Origin of the sequence: Nostoc sp. T09 (assembly GCF_002154695.1) — a bacterium.
Lineage (GTDB): Bacteria > Cyanobacteriota > Cyanobacteriia > Cyanobacteriales > Nostocaceae > Aulosira.
Genome location: NZ_MTAV01000244.1, coordinates 44,612 through 59,885, shown reverse-complemented (window position 1 = coordinate 59,885; position 15,274 = coordinate 44,612). Strand labels below are relative to the sequence as shown.

At 40.2% G+C, this 15,274-nt stretch carries 18 protein-coding genes and 1 pseudogene; 9 read left to right on the top strand and 10 right to left on the bottom strand.

Annotation, left to right across the window (positions count from 1 at the left end):
* Nucleotides 1–75 precede the first annotated feature (75 nt).
* Nucleotides 76–258: a hypothetical protein gene (locus BV372_RS35720; protein WP_143845474.1), complete on the top strand. Its 183-nt coding sequence runs from the start codon at nt 76–78 to the stop codon at nt 256–258.
* 82 nt (nt 259–340) lie between these two features.
* On the opposite strand, the gene BV372_RS33580 is transcribed toward BV372_RS35720, so the two are convergent.
* Nucleotides 341–604 (bottom strand): SemiSWEET transporter, encoded by a 264-nt coding sequence (locus tag BV372_RS33580; protein WP_086691662.1) that lies wholly within the window; start codon nt 602–604, stop codon nt 341–343.
* Nucleotides 605–964: 360 nt separating this feature from the next.
* Between BV372_RS33580 and BV372_RS38275 the strand changes: the two genes are divergently transcribed.
* The gene (locus BV372_RS38275) at nt 965–1,132 is read left to right on the top strand and encodes a hypothetical protein (protein ID WP_306299032.1); all 168 of its coding nucleotides are present in this window, start codon (nt 965–967) and stop codon (nt 1,130–1,132) included.
* 6 nt (nt 1,133–1,138) lie between these two features.
* Complete coding sequence (locus BV372_RS33575) at nt 1,139–1,657, top strand: bifunctional 2-polyprenyl-6-hydroxyphenol methylase/3-demethylubiquinol 3-O-methyltransferase UbiG (RefSeq protein WP_306299031.1); 519 nt, start codon at nt 1,139–1,141, stop codon at nt 1,655–1,657.
* 72 nt (nt 1,658–1,729) lie between these two features.
* On the opposite strand, the gene BV372_RS33570 is transcribed toward BV372_RS33575, so the two are convergent.
* Nucleotides 1,730–2,308 carry a Uma2 family endonuclease gene (locus tag BV372_RS33570; RefSeq protein ID WP_086691660.1) on the bottom strand — a complete coding sequence of 193 codons (579 nt, stop codon included), beginning with the start codon at nt 2,306–2,308 and terminating at the stop codon, nt 1,730–1,732.
* A gap of 153 nt (nt 2,309–2,461) precedes the next feature.
* Here BV372_RS33570 and BV372_RS33565 point away from each other — a divergent pair, with 153 nt between their 5' ends.
* Together BV372_RS33565 and BV372_RS33560 are read left to right on the top strand one after the other, a co-directional pair.
* Nucleotides 2,462–3,787, top strand: coding sequence for a hypothetical protein (locus BV372_RS33565; protein ID WP_086691659.1), 1,326 nt, complete (start codon nt 2,462–2,464; stop codon nt 3,785–3,787).
* 170 nt (nt 3,788–3,957) lie between these two features.
* Nucleotides 3,958–4,551, top strand: a complete 594-nt coding sequence (locus BV372_RS33560) for an SH3 domain-containing protein (protein WP_086691657.1) — start codon at nt 3,958–3,960, stop codon at nt 4,549–4,551.
* Between the two features lie 167 nt (nt 4,552–4,718).
* Here BV372_RS33560 and BV372_RS33555 read toward each other — a convergent pair whose 3' ends face one another.
* On the bottom strand, nt 4,719–6,080 hold the full coding sequence (locus BV372_RS33555; protein WP_086691655.1) for a DUF3370 domain-containing protein: 1,362 nt from the start codon (nt 6,078–6,080) through the stop codon (nt 4,719–4,721).
* A 40-nt stretch (nt 6,081–6,120) separates the two neighbouring features.
* Nucleotides 6,121–6,633, bottom strand: coding sequence for a peptidase C15 (locus BV372_RS33550; RefSeq protein WP_086691653.1), 513 nt, complete (start codon nt 6,631–6,633; stop codon nt 6,121–6,123).
* 58 nt (nt 6,634–6,691) lie between these two features.
* Between BV372_RS33550 and hisH the strand changes: the two genes are divergently transcribed.
* Nucleotides 6,692–7,327 (top strand): imidazole glycerol phosphate synthase subunit HisH, encoded by a 636-nt coding sequence (gene hisH, locus BV372_RS33545; protein ID WP_086691650.1) that lies wholly within the window; start codon nt 6,692–6,694, stop codon nt 7,325–7,327.
* Between the two features lie 137 nt (nt 7,328–7,464).
* Entirely contained in the window at nt 7,465–8,010 is a 546-nt protein-coding gene (rsmD, locus tag BV372_RS33540; protein ID WP_086691648.1) for a 16S rRNA (guanine(966)-N(2))-methyltransferase RsmD, read from the top strand.
* A gap of 86 nt (nt 8,011–8,096) precedes the next feature.
* Here the strand turns inward: rsmD and petG are convergent, their stop codons facing one another.
* On the bottom strand, nt 8,097–8,210 hold the full coding sequence (gene petG, locus BV372_RS33535; RefSeq protein ID WP_086691646.1) for a cytochrome b6-f complex subunit V: 114 nt from the start codon (nt 8,208–8,210) through the stop codon (nt 8,097–8,099).
* A 208-nt stretch (nt 8,211–8,418) separates the two neighbouring features.
* On the opposite strand from petG, the gene BV372_RS33530 reads away from it, so the two are divergent.
* Nucleotides 8,419–8,793, top strand: coding sequence for a cytochrome c (locus tag BV372_RS33530; RefSeq protein ID WP_086691644.1), 375 nt, complete (start codon nt 8,419–8,421; stop codon nt 8,791–8,793).
* Nucleotides 8,794–9,044: 251 nt separating this feature from the next.
* Here the strand turns inward: BV372_RS33530 and BV372_RS38105 are convergent, their stop codons facing one another.
* Nucleotides 9,045–10,022, bottom strand: coding sequence for an aromatic ring-hydroxylating dioxygenase subunit alpha (locus BV372_RS38105; protein WP_086691642.1), 978 nt, complete (start codon nt 10,020–10,022; stop codon nt 9,045–9,047).
* A 324-nt stretch (nt 10,023–10,346) separates the two neighbouring features.
* Between BV372_RS38105 and BV372_RS33520 the strand changes: the two genes are divergently transcribed.
* The gene (locus BV372_RS33520; RefSeq protein WP_086691640.1) at nt 10,347–11,075 is read left to right on the top strand and encodes a peptidylprolyl isomerase; all 729 of its coding nucleotides are present in this window, start codon (nt 10,347–10,349) and stop codon (nt 11,073–11,075) included.
* A 1,165-nt stretch (nt 11,076–12,240) separates the two neighbouring features.
* Here BV372_RS33520 and BV372_RS38100 read toward each other — a convergent pair.
* From BV372_RS38100 to BV372_RS33500, 4 genes and pseudogenes are all read right to left on the bottom strand, one after another.
* A pseudogene (locus BV372_RS38100) lies at nt 12,241–12,420 on the bottom strand (hypothetical protein); the annotation flags it as partial.
* 202 nt (nt 12,421–12,622) lie between these two features.
* Nucleotides 12,623–13,390 (bottom strand): thioesterase II family protein, encoded by a 768-nt coding sequence (locus BV372_RS33510; protein WP_086691638.1) that lies wholly within the window; start codon nt 13,388–13,390, stop codon nt 12,623–12,625.
* Between the two features lie 93 nt (nt 13,391–13,483).
* Nucleotides 13,484–13,708 (bottom strand): MbtH family protein, encoded by a 225-nt coding sequence (locus tag BV372_RS33505; RefSeq protein WP_086691636.1) that lies wholly within the window; start codon nt 13,706–13,708, stop codon nt 13,484–13,486.
* Between the two features lie 28 nt (nt 13,709–13,736).
* Nucleotides 13,737–15,194: an aspartate aminotransferase family protein gene (locus BV372_RS33500; RefSeq protein WP_086691634.1), complete on the bottom strand. Its 1,458-nt coding sequence runs from the start codon at nt 15,192–15,194 to the stop codon at nt 13,737–13,739.
* Nucleotides 15,195–15,274 lie beyond the last annotated feature (80 nt).

Sequence of the window (15,274 nt, the reverse complement as noted above, 5' to 3'; positions counted from 1 at the left end):
AGGTGATTTCTGAGAAAGAATTTACCAATAAATGTAAAATACGTTCTTGATGACTAAGGAGACAGGAGCAAGTATTTGGATACGTTAGTCTCAGCAACCTCAACTGGCTCGTTAACAGGATCACAAATCGAAGACCTGCGACTGGCAGCATCAAAAATGGATGGAGTAGAACGTCGGGGTTTTCAGGCATACTTTGCACAATCATCTATTTTTATCACTTTGGGCAGACTTATTCGCTTTTTCCTCTGCCTAGAGTGACAAAAGAAAGCTAATTACAATCAAGACTTCGGCTCAATGTCAATGGAAACTAGACGTGGTAATAATTAGTAACCACTTCACCTTACCTGTACTTAATTTTCAGCACCAAAATCATCCCAGCAAACAAAAACGTGACAATGTTGGCGGCAATGATAGGAATATCGTGAACATAAGTGCCATACACCAACCACAAAATAATACCTGTACACAGAACAATCAGCATACTCCAAGAAAGATCTTCAGCTGATTTTGATTTCCAGGTTTTTATTAGTTGGGGTAAATAAGCAATTGTCGTGAGTACTCCTGCTGTTAATCCTAAAATGGTGATGAAGTTAGATTCCTCCATTTGAGTTTGCTACCTCTATGCAGTGAAATGGCCAAGTACGAGCATTTGAACTTTGACCATACACTACCATATTCAGCCGAGTACACTTATCAGCCTTAATTGGTATAACCACACTTGGTTTTGGTCTGACTTAACAAAAGTGTGTAGCTCTTTTCGTGATACTTGTAGCAGGATGGTGAGGCGATCGCACAATATAATGGCGTGTTTAGACTAAAGTTGTGCATTAGATTTCTAATTGATAGGGCCCTAAAGCGCAACTACGAACTTTTTTATTGCAACATTTTAGTCTTGTCACGCCAATAAGAGAAAATAGGCAAATGAGCAGATGGGGATAAGGCTTAACCTGTAGTATGAGTTTTTATGTTTGAAGAAAAACCAGAAAATTTACGACTTTATGTTGCAAAATTAGCTAAAGAAGCCTTACAAAAATCAGAACCATCAGCATGGTTTGAAATTTTATATGCCTCAGCCAAGGGTGATGCAGCACAAGTTCCTTGGGCAAAGTTAACTCCCCATCCCTATCTGTAAGATTGGTTGACTAAGCATCCACTAACCACTACAGGACAAAAAGCGCTGGTTATTGGTTGTGGCTTGGGAGACGATGCAGAAGCTTTAGCACAACGAGGGTTTGAAGTAACAGCATTTGATATTTCCCCTACAGCTATTGCTTGGAGTCAGCAGCGATTTCCCCATTCGACTGTAAACTATGTAGTTGAAGATTTATTAGCAATTCCCTCACAATGGCATCTTGCCTTTGACTTGGTTTTTGAATGTCGCAATATCCAAGCTTTACCCTTGAGTGTGCGTTCCTCTGTAATCTCCACAATCACTTCAGTGGTGGCTCCAGGTGGGAAACTGTTAGTAATTAATCGTTTTCGAGAGACAGAAGCCGAACCCTCTGGGCCTCCTTGGCCGTTGTCAAACTCTGAACTAGCAGAATTTGAAAAGTTGGGATTACATCAAACACAACGTTTTGTGTTTTTAGAATCTGAGCAGCTTGATGTGAAGCAACTGCTGATTGAATATCAAAGGCGTCATCCTGCTACTGAATAAAGTTAGCTAATATCAAGCATTACCTTGAAGTTCATGTAGATGAGGTGTATTGCTGGTGGATGCGATCGCTCCCTAAGATGGAGACAATTCAAAACTGACATCTTCATATACATCTGCGATCGCACACTTAAAATCTACACTTACCAGATGTATATTATCTCCTGGACCATAGGGATAAAGTACCCATTGCCCTTCTGGATTGCGGCGAAAACTCTCTACGTTCATCTTGGTTTGACTGACAAGTACATATTCCTGAAGTGACTCCATCTGTCGGTAGTCAGCAAATTTATCACCGCGATCAAAAGCTTCTGTTGTAGGTGATAGCACTTCTATAATTAAGCAAGGATAACGCAGAAAGTTGTCAAACCCTCTATCTCGTTGATCGCAACTTACTATGACATCAGGGTAGTAATAAATACTAATTGATTCAATATGTGCTTTGGTGTCTGATATGTAAGCCTGACATCTACTTCTGCGCAAATGATTTCTCAGCATAGCAAATAGATTACCAGTAATAATTACATGGGTATTGCTTGCTCCTGCCATTGCGTAAACCTGACCCTGTCTATATTCGTGCTTGATGGGACTGGTTTCTTCTCCTTTGAGATAGTCTTCTGGGGAAATATAGCTAGAATTTGGAGTTGCAACCATGTGCAATGACCTTGTGTGATGCCTTGTATCTAGTTTAAAAGAAGCTGAGGGCTAAATTTGCTAAGTTTGCATCTCAATAAATCTAGCTATTGCTAGATGCGCTAATAGTCTTAAAAGCTATAATTTACCTCTGTTGGTTAGAGACATAAACTTGTGGATGCAATATTAGAGCGATCGCACGCACTTAAACAAGCCTTGGTAGATTTTGTTTTGGACGCAGAAGGCGATTTAGCAAAAGCGCTAGAAACCTATGCAGCCGGAAAGTTACGTACTGGTAATGGTAATAGCACACAGCAAGACTTAGTTATTGATAGCTTTATTACAGAAGGGAAAGTAGGCGAGCACTCACCATTAGAATTATTTATAGATAGCCATTCTGATTTACCACAGAGCGATCGCAATTTAATTGGCAGTTGGCATCGTAGTTTTATGGGCTTATTTGCCATCACTAAAATCCTACCTGATGGCTTTGAGTTAAGGAATTGGTTGACAGATAAATATTACATCGTTAAGCCAAATAATACCAAAACATTACAAGAAATCTCTCGTTTAAAAGAAGGCGAAATCTTACTAACTCGCATTTCTCCCGTTACCGATAGTTACTGGACATTTTTTAGTAACTATACAATTATGGGTAAATTGGGTAAACCAAAACTTGCTGTAGCCATTGGTAATTTTAAAGAAACTTATAAAAATAATCTTTACAGCGATGCTCCCGATTTACTAGAAGAAGCGTGGAACTCTGTTATCCAATACCATCAGCAGTTTGTGGAATTTTTTGGCACAGATGAAATCACATTACCAGGATATCAACTGAATAAAAAAATAGCTGAATTTCAGGAAATAATCACTGAAAAATACTTGGCAGCCACAGGCATAGATACTTCTAAACCTATAGCTGAAATGGCACAAGAAGCCGGCATTGGAGAAGAGGAAATCAAAGCAGCAGTAGAAGAAATGGGTGCTGACGCAAATGTAGCCTCGCAAATATTGAAAAACAATGGCAGCAGTAAAATGGTAATGCCCAAGGTTGATTTACCTGCCGAACTTAGGAAAGCAGAACAGGTAACAGCCATTTCTCATCCTCGTTGGGGACAAATGTTTTTACCCACTTATAGTAAAGTAAAAACAATTTTAGCAACAGAAGATTGGCAAAATATAGAAGGTGCTCAAAAACTAATTCGCTATTATTTAGAAGACAAAAGTATTAATGCTTTTATATGGTCTAGGTTAGCTCAAGAGTATCCCACTACATTAGAAAATGTTTTGCAAACAGTTCTGCAACGCTCAGATTTTCAGCTAAAAAGCGACTTAGATGCACTTTTACAAGAATTTCACAAACCTCTAGAGCCAGATTTACCAGAAATTGCTAGTGTTCCTCTACATCTGCACAACTTATTTCAAGCAGCTGTCGCAGAAGTTCACAAATCTAAACCTCAAAGTAAGGGACAAAAAAAGCCAGCCAAGGGATTTAAATAAGGCTAGCAGACATTAGCGCAAACTAAGTTTGCGTTAACTGTTAATCTGTAGCAGATCGAATCTGCTGGCATTATTAAGAAATTCAAGTAGATTTTTTGCCAATCTGGAAACCCAGATGTATCATTTGAGGCGTCCATTGTCAAAAAAATCAAATTTGGCTGCATCACAATATGACAAATTCAAACCAAATTCTCCCCAGTAACGGCGTTTTGAAGACTAATTCTACTAGTACGAACGTGGTGAATATTCGTTCGGCTCCTGTAGTTAAGGACGGTAATGTTATACGCCAAGGGAAATCAGGCGATCGCGTCAAAATTATAGACAAACAAAAGCCTTCAGGAGACACTCGTACTTGGTACAAAGTGCAATTTGGTACACAAGCGAAAGATGTCGGCTGGGTACGCGAAGATGTAATTTCAGTGGTTGCTAGCCAGCCTGCGCCTGATAAAAATCCTTCTGAAACAGATACGCTAGTGTATTTTGTGACTGATACCAAGACAGTGAGAGTTTATGGTAAGGGACAGGCATATATAAATGTATACGATAACAAAACTGAAGTGACAAACCGTACCCCGGCAGCAAAATTACCTAAAAATGAAACTAATCAACTCTGGACAACCTATATTGCTTCCAAGGATGGATATACTTATCAAGTCAGATTCATTCCTGGTGCTGACACTGAACTGACAATTATTCATGAAAATAAGGTGATTTTACAGCAGAAAGGTTTTCGTGCTGACGGTACTGAGTATCGACCGAAATAAGGCAGAGGGCAGGAGGCAGTAGGCAGAAGTTAAGAGTAATGAATTATTCTCCTTATCACCCGAAGAGCGTTGGAAACGCTACCAAGAGTGCTGTCTCACCTTTTCCCCTTTCTGTTTCATGCATGGTGGTGTACGAAGTTGATAGGGGTTCCCTTCTGCCTTCATTACTAGCTTTTCGCCTGGGTTGTAACTGTTAATACTTGTGGCGGCGTAGCATCTGGCGGATAGATTAAATCAACTTCTACCAATCTGCGATCGCCTGCTGGCATATTTAGTAAAGTCAAGGGTTCCCCAAGTTGACCTCTCTTTTGCATCAAGTGTATAAACTGGGTTTGCGGTTTACCTTGGTCATCGTTATAACGAACTCGCACTGTACCTCGGAAGAATACTTGATTGGTTGGTGTATTTAAAAAGCGTAACCCTGGTTTTACCAACTGATCTTCTTTGAGTGGCGTTTGAATTGCTACGCTAACAGTTTGCGGACTTTGGGTATTGTTATATAGTGGCAATTTGAGGCTGTATTGAATTCCATAGTTGCCATGAGCGCGGTATGCGGTGTCAGGATAGCGCATCAACATATTAGCGCTTTGAATTTGACCAGTTCCTAAGCTACCACCATGTACGGTACTTAGAGCGTAAGAAAAGGCTTGTCCAGGCTGAGGAATTGTTAAATATCTAGCTTGCGGATTATCAACCAAGAAGGCTCTCCACTGAGAACCACTAGCTACCCCTGCGACACGTCCATAAATACGGGGTTTGCCAGTTTCCTCTAGGGGGGTGGGGATTTTATCTCGTGGTTCAGCTACATCACTATTATTGAGTAAATTTTGCCACTCATCTAAAGTCGGCGCACGTTCACTACCATCAGGATTTGTCTGTGCAAACATGGCGAGACTAGCTGCATAGACTGTGCCGCTACTGCGTAGCCGCATCAAAGTAGACCGACCATTTAAGGGTGGGGTGAGTCCCTTTACAGGAATAGGCAGATTCAGTAACATCTGACTTTGCCTTGGCGGAATGACAATTTGGGCAGGAAAAATCTCTTGTCGTTTTCCTCTAAGTACATCACTGGTAATGCGATCGCCTGGACCAGAAAAAACTGTACCTAAGATATTTTCTGTAAAAGATGGTAACTGAATAAAGGGTGCTTCTGGTTGACTCAAGTAACTTGCTGCTTGTAACACATTTACTGTTACTGGTGCAGAACCAGGATTGTGCAAAATTATCCCTATATAAAGTGAGCGCACATTTTCTGGTGGTTCAGCTTTAGCAATGTGATGAGCAAAAATATCAAATCGGCCCCGAAATGGAAAATTTAAATGAGCCGTTGGGACTTTTTTGCCATCTGAGGGAAAAGTAGAGAGTAAAATCCCTTCTTTTAATACTAATTCTGGGCTATTGCTATTAAATACTGGTACTTTATCGAGCTGTCCTGGTAAGGGACGCACGATTTGTGATTGCACTACTTCTTCAGGTGGTGGTGTAGGAGTTGATTGGGCAAGGGTCAAACTTAGTAACAATGGCAACATAAATTTAAATTTTTTCTCCACCTTACAGACGCCGACAAATTTATGAAAGTGCCAGTTTGTTAATAATTAATACGAAATCTGCAACAATGCTTACCAAATTTTCGTGGTTCAAAACTGGAACATGGACAAAGATGCAATGCGCTTTTAGGTGGTATTGACGCAGGTAATCTAATACTGAATAATAAAGACCCTCACAAACAAATTTACCGCAGTCGTGGCTAATCTCAATTGCCTTTGCTCCCAAAACTAATTGCTCTAAATCCACTTCTGTTTGTAAAACACTTTCTGCACAACTAGCACATACTTCCACTGTTAATTGCATACGGCTGGCAGCCATGCCACAACAGATAATGCAATCTGGTTGGAGTTCGTTGATTTTTTTAATTACAGAATCACTGGCAAGCTGCACATCCACAGGTAATTGACGCAAAAAAGTCAAATGATGAGGTAGTGAGTCAAGTTTGGATACTTCTAGTAATAGATCATCAGAAGAATTTGACTGTTGATCGCTAAGCCAAGTGTCAAAAGAAGTTAATAGAAACCTTTTCTTCATAGGAAATATTATTTAAAATAGAATAACCCTCCATAATAAATTTACAAGGAGCAGGTCAATGCCAGTTATTGCGGTCATAGACTACGAGATGGGAAATTTGCATTCAGTTTGTAAAGGCTTGGAAAAAGCTGGAGCAACTCCTAAAATCACTCATTCTTCCAAGGAAATAGAAAAAGCAGATGCAGTAGTTTTGCCCGGAGTAGGAGCCTTTGATCCAGCTGTGCAACACCTGCGATCGCGTGGTTTAGAACAACCTATAAAAGACACGATCGCATCTGGTAAACCTTTCTTAGGCATCTGCTTGGGATTGCAAATTCTGTTTGAATCGAGTGCAGAAGGTACGCAACCAGGACTGGGAATTATCAGCGGAAAAGTGAAAAGGTTTATTCCCGAACCGGATATCACTATTCCCCACATGGGTTGGAATCAGCTGGAAATAACTCAGCCAAAAAGTATTATGTGGGAGCATCTACCATCTCAACCTTGGGTGTATTTTGTGCATTCCTATTATGTTGAACCAACCGATCCGCAAATTCGGGCTGCAACTGTTACCCACGGTACTCAAACTGTCACAGCTGCGATCGCACGCGAAAACCTGATGGCGGTTCAATTTCATCCCGAAAAATCCTCAAATATCGGATTGCAAATCTTGTCTAATTTTGTTGCTCAAGTACGGGAGAAAGTTGCCGCATAATTCAATTTAAATTTCTTTATTTGTCATTTGTTCTTTGTCATTTGTCCTTTGTCATTTGTCATTTGCCCTAAACTAATGACTAATAACAACGACCCTTGACCAATAATCGGTGACTAATAACTAATGACTAGTGACCAATGACTCTGAGAATTTACGGCAATCGCCAGCTAAAAACTATACCTGGTAAAGACACCAGACCCACGAGTGCGCGGGTACGGCAGGCAGTCTTTAATATTTGGCAGGGAAAAATTCCAGGTTGTCGCTGGCTAGATTTGTGCGCTGGTACTGGTTCAATGGGAGCAGAGGCTTTGTGTAGAGGAGCCAGCTTAGTAGTAGGCATTGAACAATCGAGCCGCGCCTGTAACATTATTCAAGAAAATTGGCAGCGGGTAGCTCATGCTGACCAAGAATGGAAAGTATTGCGGGGAAATGTTCTCCAGCAGTTAAAAACCTTATCAGGCAAACAATTTGACAGAATTTATTTTGATCCACCTTATGCTAGTGGATTGTACCAGCCAGTATTAGAAGCGATCGCTCAGTATCAGCTTTTAGATTCTGAGGGCGAAATAGCCGCTGAACACAGTTCCCAAGATTGGACCCCTCCAGTAATTCCCAATTGGGAAATTTGCCGCCAAAAAGCTTACGGTAGCATAGCTCTTACTTTCTACAACGCTGTTGAGTGAGGAATAGGGGATAAGAGAAGGAGGACAGGAGAGAATCATCACTGTTAGTTCCTTGTCTCTGGCTCCTAGCCCCTAATCCCTAGTTACTAACCTCCCAGTTGGTTGGGGCGCTTATATTGCTTATAGGCAGCGTAAAACAGACCAGACAGAGTAACCACAATTAAACCAAGCACAATACCTGAGAGCAGGGGTTCAACCACTGTAAATCTCCTCTTTGCAATTATTAAAGATTGTTTCCTGTTTTTGATTTTACCAAATTGGGGATGAATCCCGCTTCCTACAGCGTTTTAGAGAATGAGTGGCGACAAGAAAATCATCGTCTATGCTTGCAGACAGAATCAAGAACTTTTAAGCTATGTGTAGGAAATGAAAAATTTTTAGCACACCTCAACTTTTACTACAAACCTTTTGGATAACCAGATTACCAAACCTGAAACTCTCATTCAGCGGATCGCTTTGCTGGCTCTCGCCATATTGCTAGCAATCCCTTTGGGCATTTTTGGTGTTCAAATGGTTCAAGCTTCCGATCCCTATGTCAAGAGTGTTCTCTCCCTCACAGGAAATCCTGTTCAAGGAAACGCTATCTTTCAAATTAATTGTGCTGGTTGTCATGGTTGGCAAGCAGATGGGCGAGTAGGCCCAAGTTTGCAAGGTGTCTCAAAGCACAAGTCTCGGTATGGGCTGATTCACCAAGTGATTAGTGGAGAAACGCCGCCAATGCCAAAGTTCCAACCAAGCGCCCAAGAGATGGCAGATCTTTTGAGCTATTTGGAGTCTTTATAGGAGGAAACTTCTCCATTGCATAGGAGGTGTATAGCTAGAGAACCTGTCACCTTTTGCCAAATAGTTGACAAAATTAGATTCTTGCCTGTCAGCAACCCGAGGCACGAACAAGCTTCGAGAGTCCGCATAAGGTCATTACTCTAGCGACTGCAAATTCAGTGAATCTGTCTAATTACACGGTAAAATATCAACCTAAAAAATACAGATGTTTTAAGAATTTATACTGAAAAAATTTCAGCGATCGCTAAGTTCTAAATGGTGCCGAAAGTAACGCCTTGTTGTTTGAGCCACTTACGGTATGCAATAGAATAGCGATCGCTCGGTAAATGTACTTCTGCTTGCAAATCCAAAGGTAAGCGTCGGGGTTGCTGGGATTCGACAATGGCAATATCTTGACTAGCAACTTGATTTTGAATATCTAGATAGGCTTCCACTGGAACTTCACGAATGCTGTTTACCATTAACCAATATTGAGCCACGCATTCATCTTCATCGACGGGCGTAATTGTATAGAAGATATTTAAACGATGATCTCCTGGCCCGAGTTTAAAGTATGCTACTAACGGACGGAAGATGCGGTAATCGTAAGTGTTGAAAATCAGTGGTGCTTCTTGAGGATTACCCGAATTAAAATCTAATTCCCACAAACCACATTTAAAACTAATCCCATCACTAAGAGACTCTAATTCATAGTGCGTCAACTCAGGACGACTGGCGTGGGCAAATAATCCCGAATGCATAATTGGGAAGTGTGCCGGATCGATGAAATTTTCCAGCACCCGCAGAGGGCTAGAGTGATAGTAGTAGGGACCACAGAAAATCTTGCGATAGACCGGATCGTACCACTCAGAAAACGTAGCTATGTCTTGTTTTGGTGCCCCTAAACAAACCCAGAGCAGATCGTAACGCTCTTGAACTTGGTAAGTTTTAACACAAGCTTGTGCGGGGGGCGATTGGTCTGGATTAGCCGGAACTAGTATACATTTCCCCTCGCTGTTAAAGGCTAAGCCGTGGTAAGGACAAACAAGAGTTTGTTTATTGACATATCCTAGAGAAAGACGAGCACCACGATGAGGGCAAAGGTCTTGCCAAGCTAAGACTTTGTCGCCATTATGCCAAAGCACTAGATCTGAGCCTAATAAGCGCTTGTGTAGCACTGTTCCAGGTTGCAGGTCTTGCGATCGCGCTATTACATGCCAATCATTCAGCAAAATCTGGTCTTGCACCATGACTATCGACACTCATCAGGTCATCTAAAAGTATAGATATGATCTTCGACGAAACTTTATAATAAGCGGCACATTTTTGAAATTACAATTATGTTGGTTATACCAGAGGCAGCAACTGATACCAATTTTGGCTTTTAGATTAACAGTCTTTACCTAAAGGTTGTTTCAAAACTCTAAAACAGTACTATCTAACCAAAGTTGGTATGAAACTTACTACTGAGTTTGCTATGGCAGAGGTGCTATGCAGTTTGCTGAATCAGCATCGAAAACTAAAAAGTCTAAAATCCAACAGCCCATAATATATTTTTATATAATTAACAGCTAATGAGTGAAGTACTAAGAATTGGTAACCGTACAATCACGGCTGATGAACTAATACCCTTGCTGGCGAGCTACCAAATGCTGCCACAGTTGCGACGGGAATTAATTATTGATGAGGCGATCGCATCAATAGACTGTACTCCAGAAGAAGTCGCCCATGCTAGACAGCAGTTTTTTGCTGAGAGGCAGTTAGCATCAGAAGCCGATGTCAAAGCATGGATGGAATATCTCGGTCTTAGCGTCAATCAACTAGAAGCTCTGACTGTGCGCAAGCTGAAAGTTGAAAAATTCAAGCAAGTGACTTGGGGTAAAAAACTGGAATCCTATTTTTTTCAGTCTAAAGCCAAACTGGATAAAGTAATTTACTCTCTGCTGCGTACCCAAGATATCGGAATAGCCCAAGAATTATACTTTCGCATTCAGGCTAAAGAGCAGTCATTTGCAGAAGTAGCGCGGGAATATTCAAAAGGCCCAGAAGCACAAACAGGTGGGTTGGTTGGTCCCATTGAACTTAGCCAACTCCATCCAGCAATGGCGCAATTACTTACTAACACCCAACCAGGTCAAGTTTTACCGCCAACTCGCATTGCTGAATGGTTTGTGATTGTGCAATTGGAGAAATTTATCCCCGCACAACTAGATGAACCTATGAAAGTGCGCCTCTTAAATGAACTCTTTGAAAGTTGGATACAGGAACAGCAAAGGCAAATGATGACTCCGCAGCTAGTTTAGCAGGGGGCAGAAACGCAGGGGGACAAGTAAGAAATGTACTTGACCCTTGACTTTTGAGAAATGCCAAACTGCTTTTATTCTGCTGTCTTCAGTGCTGTTGCCTTTACTTCATTTGCACAAAAAATCAAGTAAGTTCATATTGTTCCTACTGTAGCTGTCACTAAGGTTGGGGAAGACCTCTAGTACTTCAGGGGGCACAGTTTTAGGCGATCGCATCAAGGCAATAGTATCTCCTCAGCCCCAAGCAAATACGGTTTCTTCGGAGCAGGCGCACTGGCGGCACACCACCCGCTATGAATGGAAGAAACAAGTCAAATCCTCTTCCCTTCTGCCCTCTGCCCTCTGCCTTCTGCCTTATTTCTTGAAAGAGGGCTAATATATAAACAAGGATTGAGCGATCGCCAATCACCCACTATTCAGGAAACAAACGATTCTGTTTGATAAGAAGCAGGCTATTTGCTAAATTGAGATTGTATATCTCGTAACGCTGCACGGACTTTCTTATATCGTAAGTATCTGAAATAAATGAAGTGCGATCGCAGATGCTTCGTTTTTATTCCAGACATATTTTTTACAAGTTTCGCAGGCTGCTTCCTCAATACTGCCTTTTTCAGGATTTTTGAAAACGGGGTGATAGGGTAGCGCAAACTTCCAGCCACGCCCGCCAAGCACTACGCAACAATCGTACCGTCCTGTCCTTGCTAACCTTGAGCCTACTTGAAGTTAGCAGTTTATGATAGGACGACATTAATTGTTTAAAGCAATAAACAATCTGTTAACTGATAAAAAGACATAAATAGAATTTAATGACACTATTTATGTCCAATAAAGATGCTGGTTGCAAGTATATCTATCCAAATAGAGATAAAGAAATAGAGATTTTAGCTACTCACTCCTAACATCTCTTACCTAAGATGATTATGACATAAATAAACTTTGTTTATTCTGGAAAATTCTAGACATAAATATTTAACTAATACTTTTATTAAGTCCATAAAATAGGTTCTAATAGCTTGAATTATCAAATTAATAATGTTAGTCTGAGAATGTATGGAAGCTAGAGAAATAAATTCTAGTTTCTATTCAGACCTACTGACTCATCTAGAAATTTATCTAGAAGTAAGGAGGCAAAAATGTTTGAGAAGAAACGGGAAATTAAACTCAATCACTTGAACAAGCAGCACCCTGCTGGTTCCGAATTCCTGAAAGAGGATGAAGGCAATCTCGACAATTTGAGTGAAGAGGAACTCAATGCTCGAGGTGGAGGAGGAGACGAGATTTCCATCTCTGCTATGGCATCGAGACTAGCGATCGCTCGCAGTAATTGGCTTTTACCAGCACCAGAAGCACCAACTACAGCAACTTGTTCTCCTGGTAGAAGTTCAAAACTTAAATTACGCTATAACAATTGATTTCTAATTTTTCTACCTAACTCTTTTACTGTTAAGATTGGAGTATTAGGCAATGATTCTGAATTGATGATAGAGTCTTTATTTAGTTGGTGAGACATTCAGCTTGTTGATAGTAGTTTAGTTATAAAATACAAGTTATGTTAGTAAATTGTGTGGCAAATATTTAACCAATTTTTCGAGTAAAATAGATTGGGAAGAATGCAGAAAAAAGTGATCGCCTGGAAACATATGTAAATTAAAATCAGCCTTTGTCTGTTCTTGCCATGCTTGCAGTTCGTCACAACCAACTTCTGAATCTTGTAATCCGCCAAAAACAGTAATGGGACACTCTAAAGGTGGTTCAGAAGTATAAATATAAGTTTCTAGAACTGCAAAGTCAGCCCGTAAAATCGGCAGAAATAGCTGCATCAATTCTGCATTTTCCAATACTGCTGGTGGTGTACCTTTGAGTTGGCGCAGTTCTTCGATAAAAGCAAGTTCGGGGAGATTGTGAATTGGTGGCTCTAAATCAGGGATTTGCGGGGCGCGGCGACCAGATATAAACAGATGAACTGGGAGAGTCCCGTACTTTTTGCGGAGTAGACGCGCTAATTCAAAGCTTACCAAGCCACCCATGCTATGACCAAAGAAAGCAAATGGTATATCTAAATATGGGTGGATAACGGAGGCGATCGCATCTACAAGCGGTTCTATTTTATTATATGGCTGTAACTTCATTTGCCTCCCCCGACCTGGAAGTTCGACTGTACAAACTTCTACAGATGTCGGTAATGAGTCTGGCCAAGAGCGAAAGATCAAAGAACTACCACCCGCATAAGGAAAGCAAAATAAACGCAAATCTGCTTGTGGATTAGGCTTAGGAGAAATTATCCAAGAGTTGAGATTTGATATCTTTGTCTTCATCACAAGTTAAATTTGCTCTTTAGTTTTCACAAATAAAATTATTGTAGAGAAGGAACCTCTCTACAAATAGCACATATCAGGCTAATTTACGTATTAATTTTTACTAGATAATTCCTCCATTTTCTTCCTCAAACTTAGAGGTCTCATATCAGTCCACACTTCCTTAATATATTCCAAGCATTCTGATTTGAGTCCACTTTTACCTGCATCTCTCCAGCCAAGAGCATTTTCTCGCTCAACAGGCCAAATTGAATATTGTTCCTCATGGTTAACTACAACTTTATAGATGGTTGTATCTTCCGAATTTGTTTGGCTCATTTTTATCTCCTATTAGTAAACTAAAATTTCAAACAGAAGCACGGGGAGGTAAAAATCCTCCAGACCTTAGTTGTTCTACACTATTCTTAACAGCTTGAATAATGTAGTTAATATCTTCATCTGTATGGGCTGTAGATAAATAGCCACTAACACCTAAAAGGTGAACTCCCTGATCAAGCAGATGATATTTTAATAAGCTCATAGCTACGGAAGCAGCAGAAGAATTTTCCTCCGAAAGTTCTAAGGATGCAGAACCAAAAAGTGAACCAAAGTTCGCCATCCGTAGGGGTAGCCCTTCTACTACAAAATAATTATTTAAAGCAGTGATAAATTCTGTTGTACGTTCATTCAATTTTTGATGTAGTAATGGTCCTTCACTTTGCAGATATTTCAGGACAGCTTTTGCAGCAGCCATCGCTAAGGGATGCTTACAAAAAGTACCTGCAAAAAATGTTTTTTGTGTTTTAGGGTAGGAATCATCGCCATAATTCCACATACCCCCGTCAATTGCATCCATATATTTACTTTTACCAGCAATCACCCCAATTGGTATTCCACCGCCAACGATTTTTCCATAGGTAGCAATATCAGCTTGTACACCAAAATATGCTTGTGCGCCGCCAGGATGAATGCGAAAGCCAGTAACCATTTCATCAAAGATTAAAGTAATATCAGTTGCTTGTGTTAATTCTCGTAGTTGGTGCAAGAAATCTTTTGGTTGTAAAGCTGGTCTACTGGTTTGTACAGGAACTACCAAAATGGCTGCTAATTCTTGCTGATGAGTTTTGATGATTTCTAAAGACTTAGGATTGCCATAATCTAGCACCAAAACATCATTAACAAAGTTTGGTAATACTCCAGGTGCTAATGGTATTGCAGAGTAATTATTCTCTGCCTTATTTGCTTTAATTAAAGTGCCATCAAAATGACCATGATAAGAACCCGAAAAGATAACGATTTTTTCACGTCCTGTAACTGCTCTAGCAATGCGGATGGCAGACATGACGGCTTCTGTACCTGTATTGCTAAAACAAACTCTCTCCATTCCAGTGAGTTGGTAAACTAACTCAGCTACCTCACCAACAAGTTCTGATTGGGGGCCAATTTGAATACCTTTATCCAATTGAGTGATTAAAGCTTCTTTAATAAAAGATGGGTTATGACCAAAAAGATTAATACCTAAACCCATCATTACATCTACATATTCATTCCCGTCTACATCCCATATTTTAGAACCGCAAGAACGATTAGCCACAATGGGATAATACATTTCTTTGAAGAGTAAATTAAAATCTCCTAAGTTTTTATCATCAGCTAAAAATGGACGAGAGTTTTGAGAAATTTGCTTTGATGTTTTTGTGCGATCGCTATAGAGATTGATAAAATCTCTCAAATAATTTTGTTGCTGGTTAGTAAGCCATGTTGTAGCTAATAGCTTGGTTAGATAATCATAATGTTGAGGTAATGTAACTTGTTGTGCATTCATGACTTTTACCTAATGATAAAATTATTTATAACTCTAGAAGAGGTTTATTTACTTTTTTATCCTTATACTTGGGAGCAGGA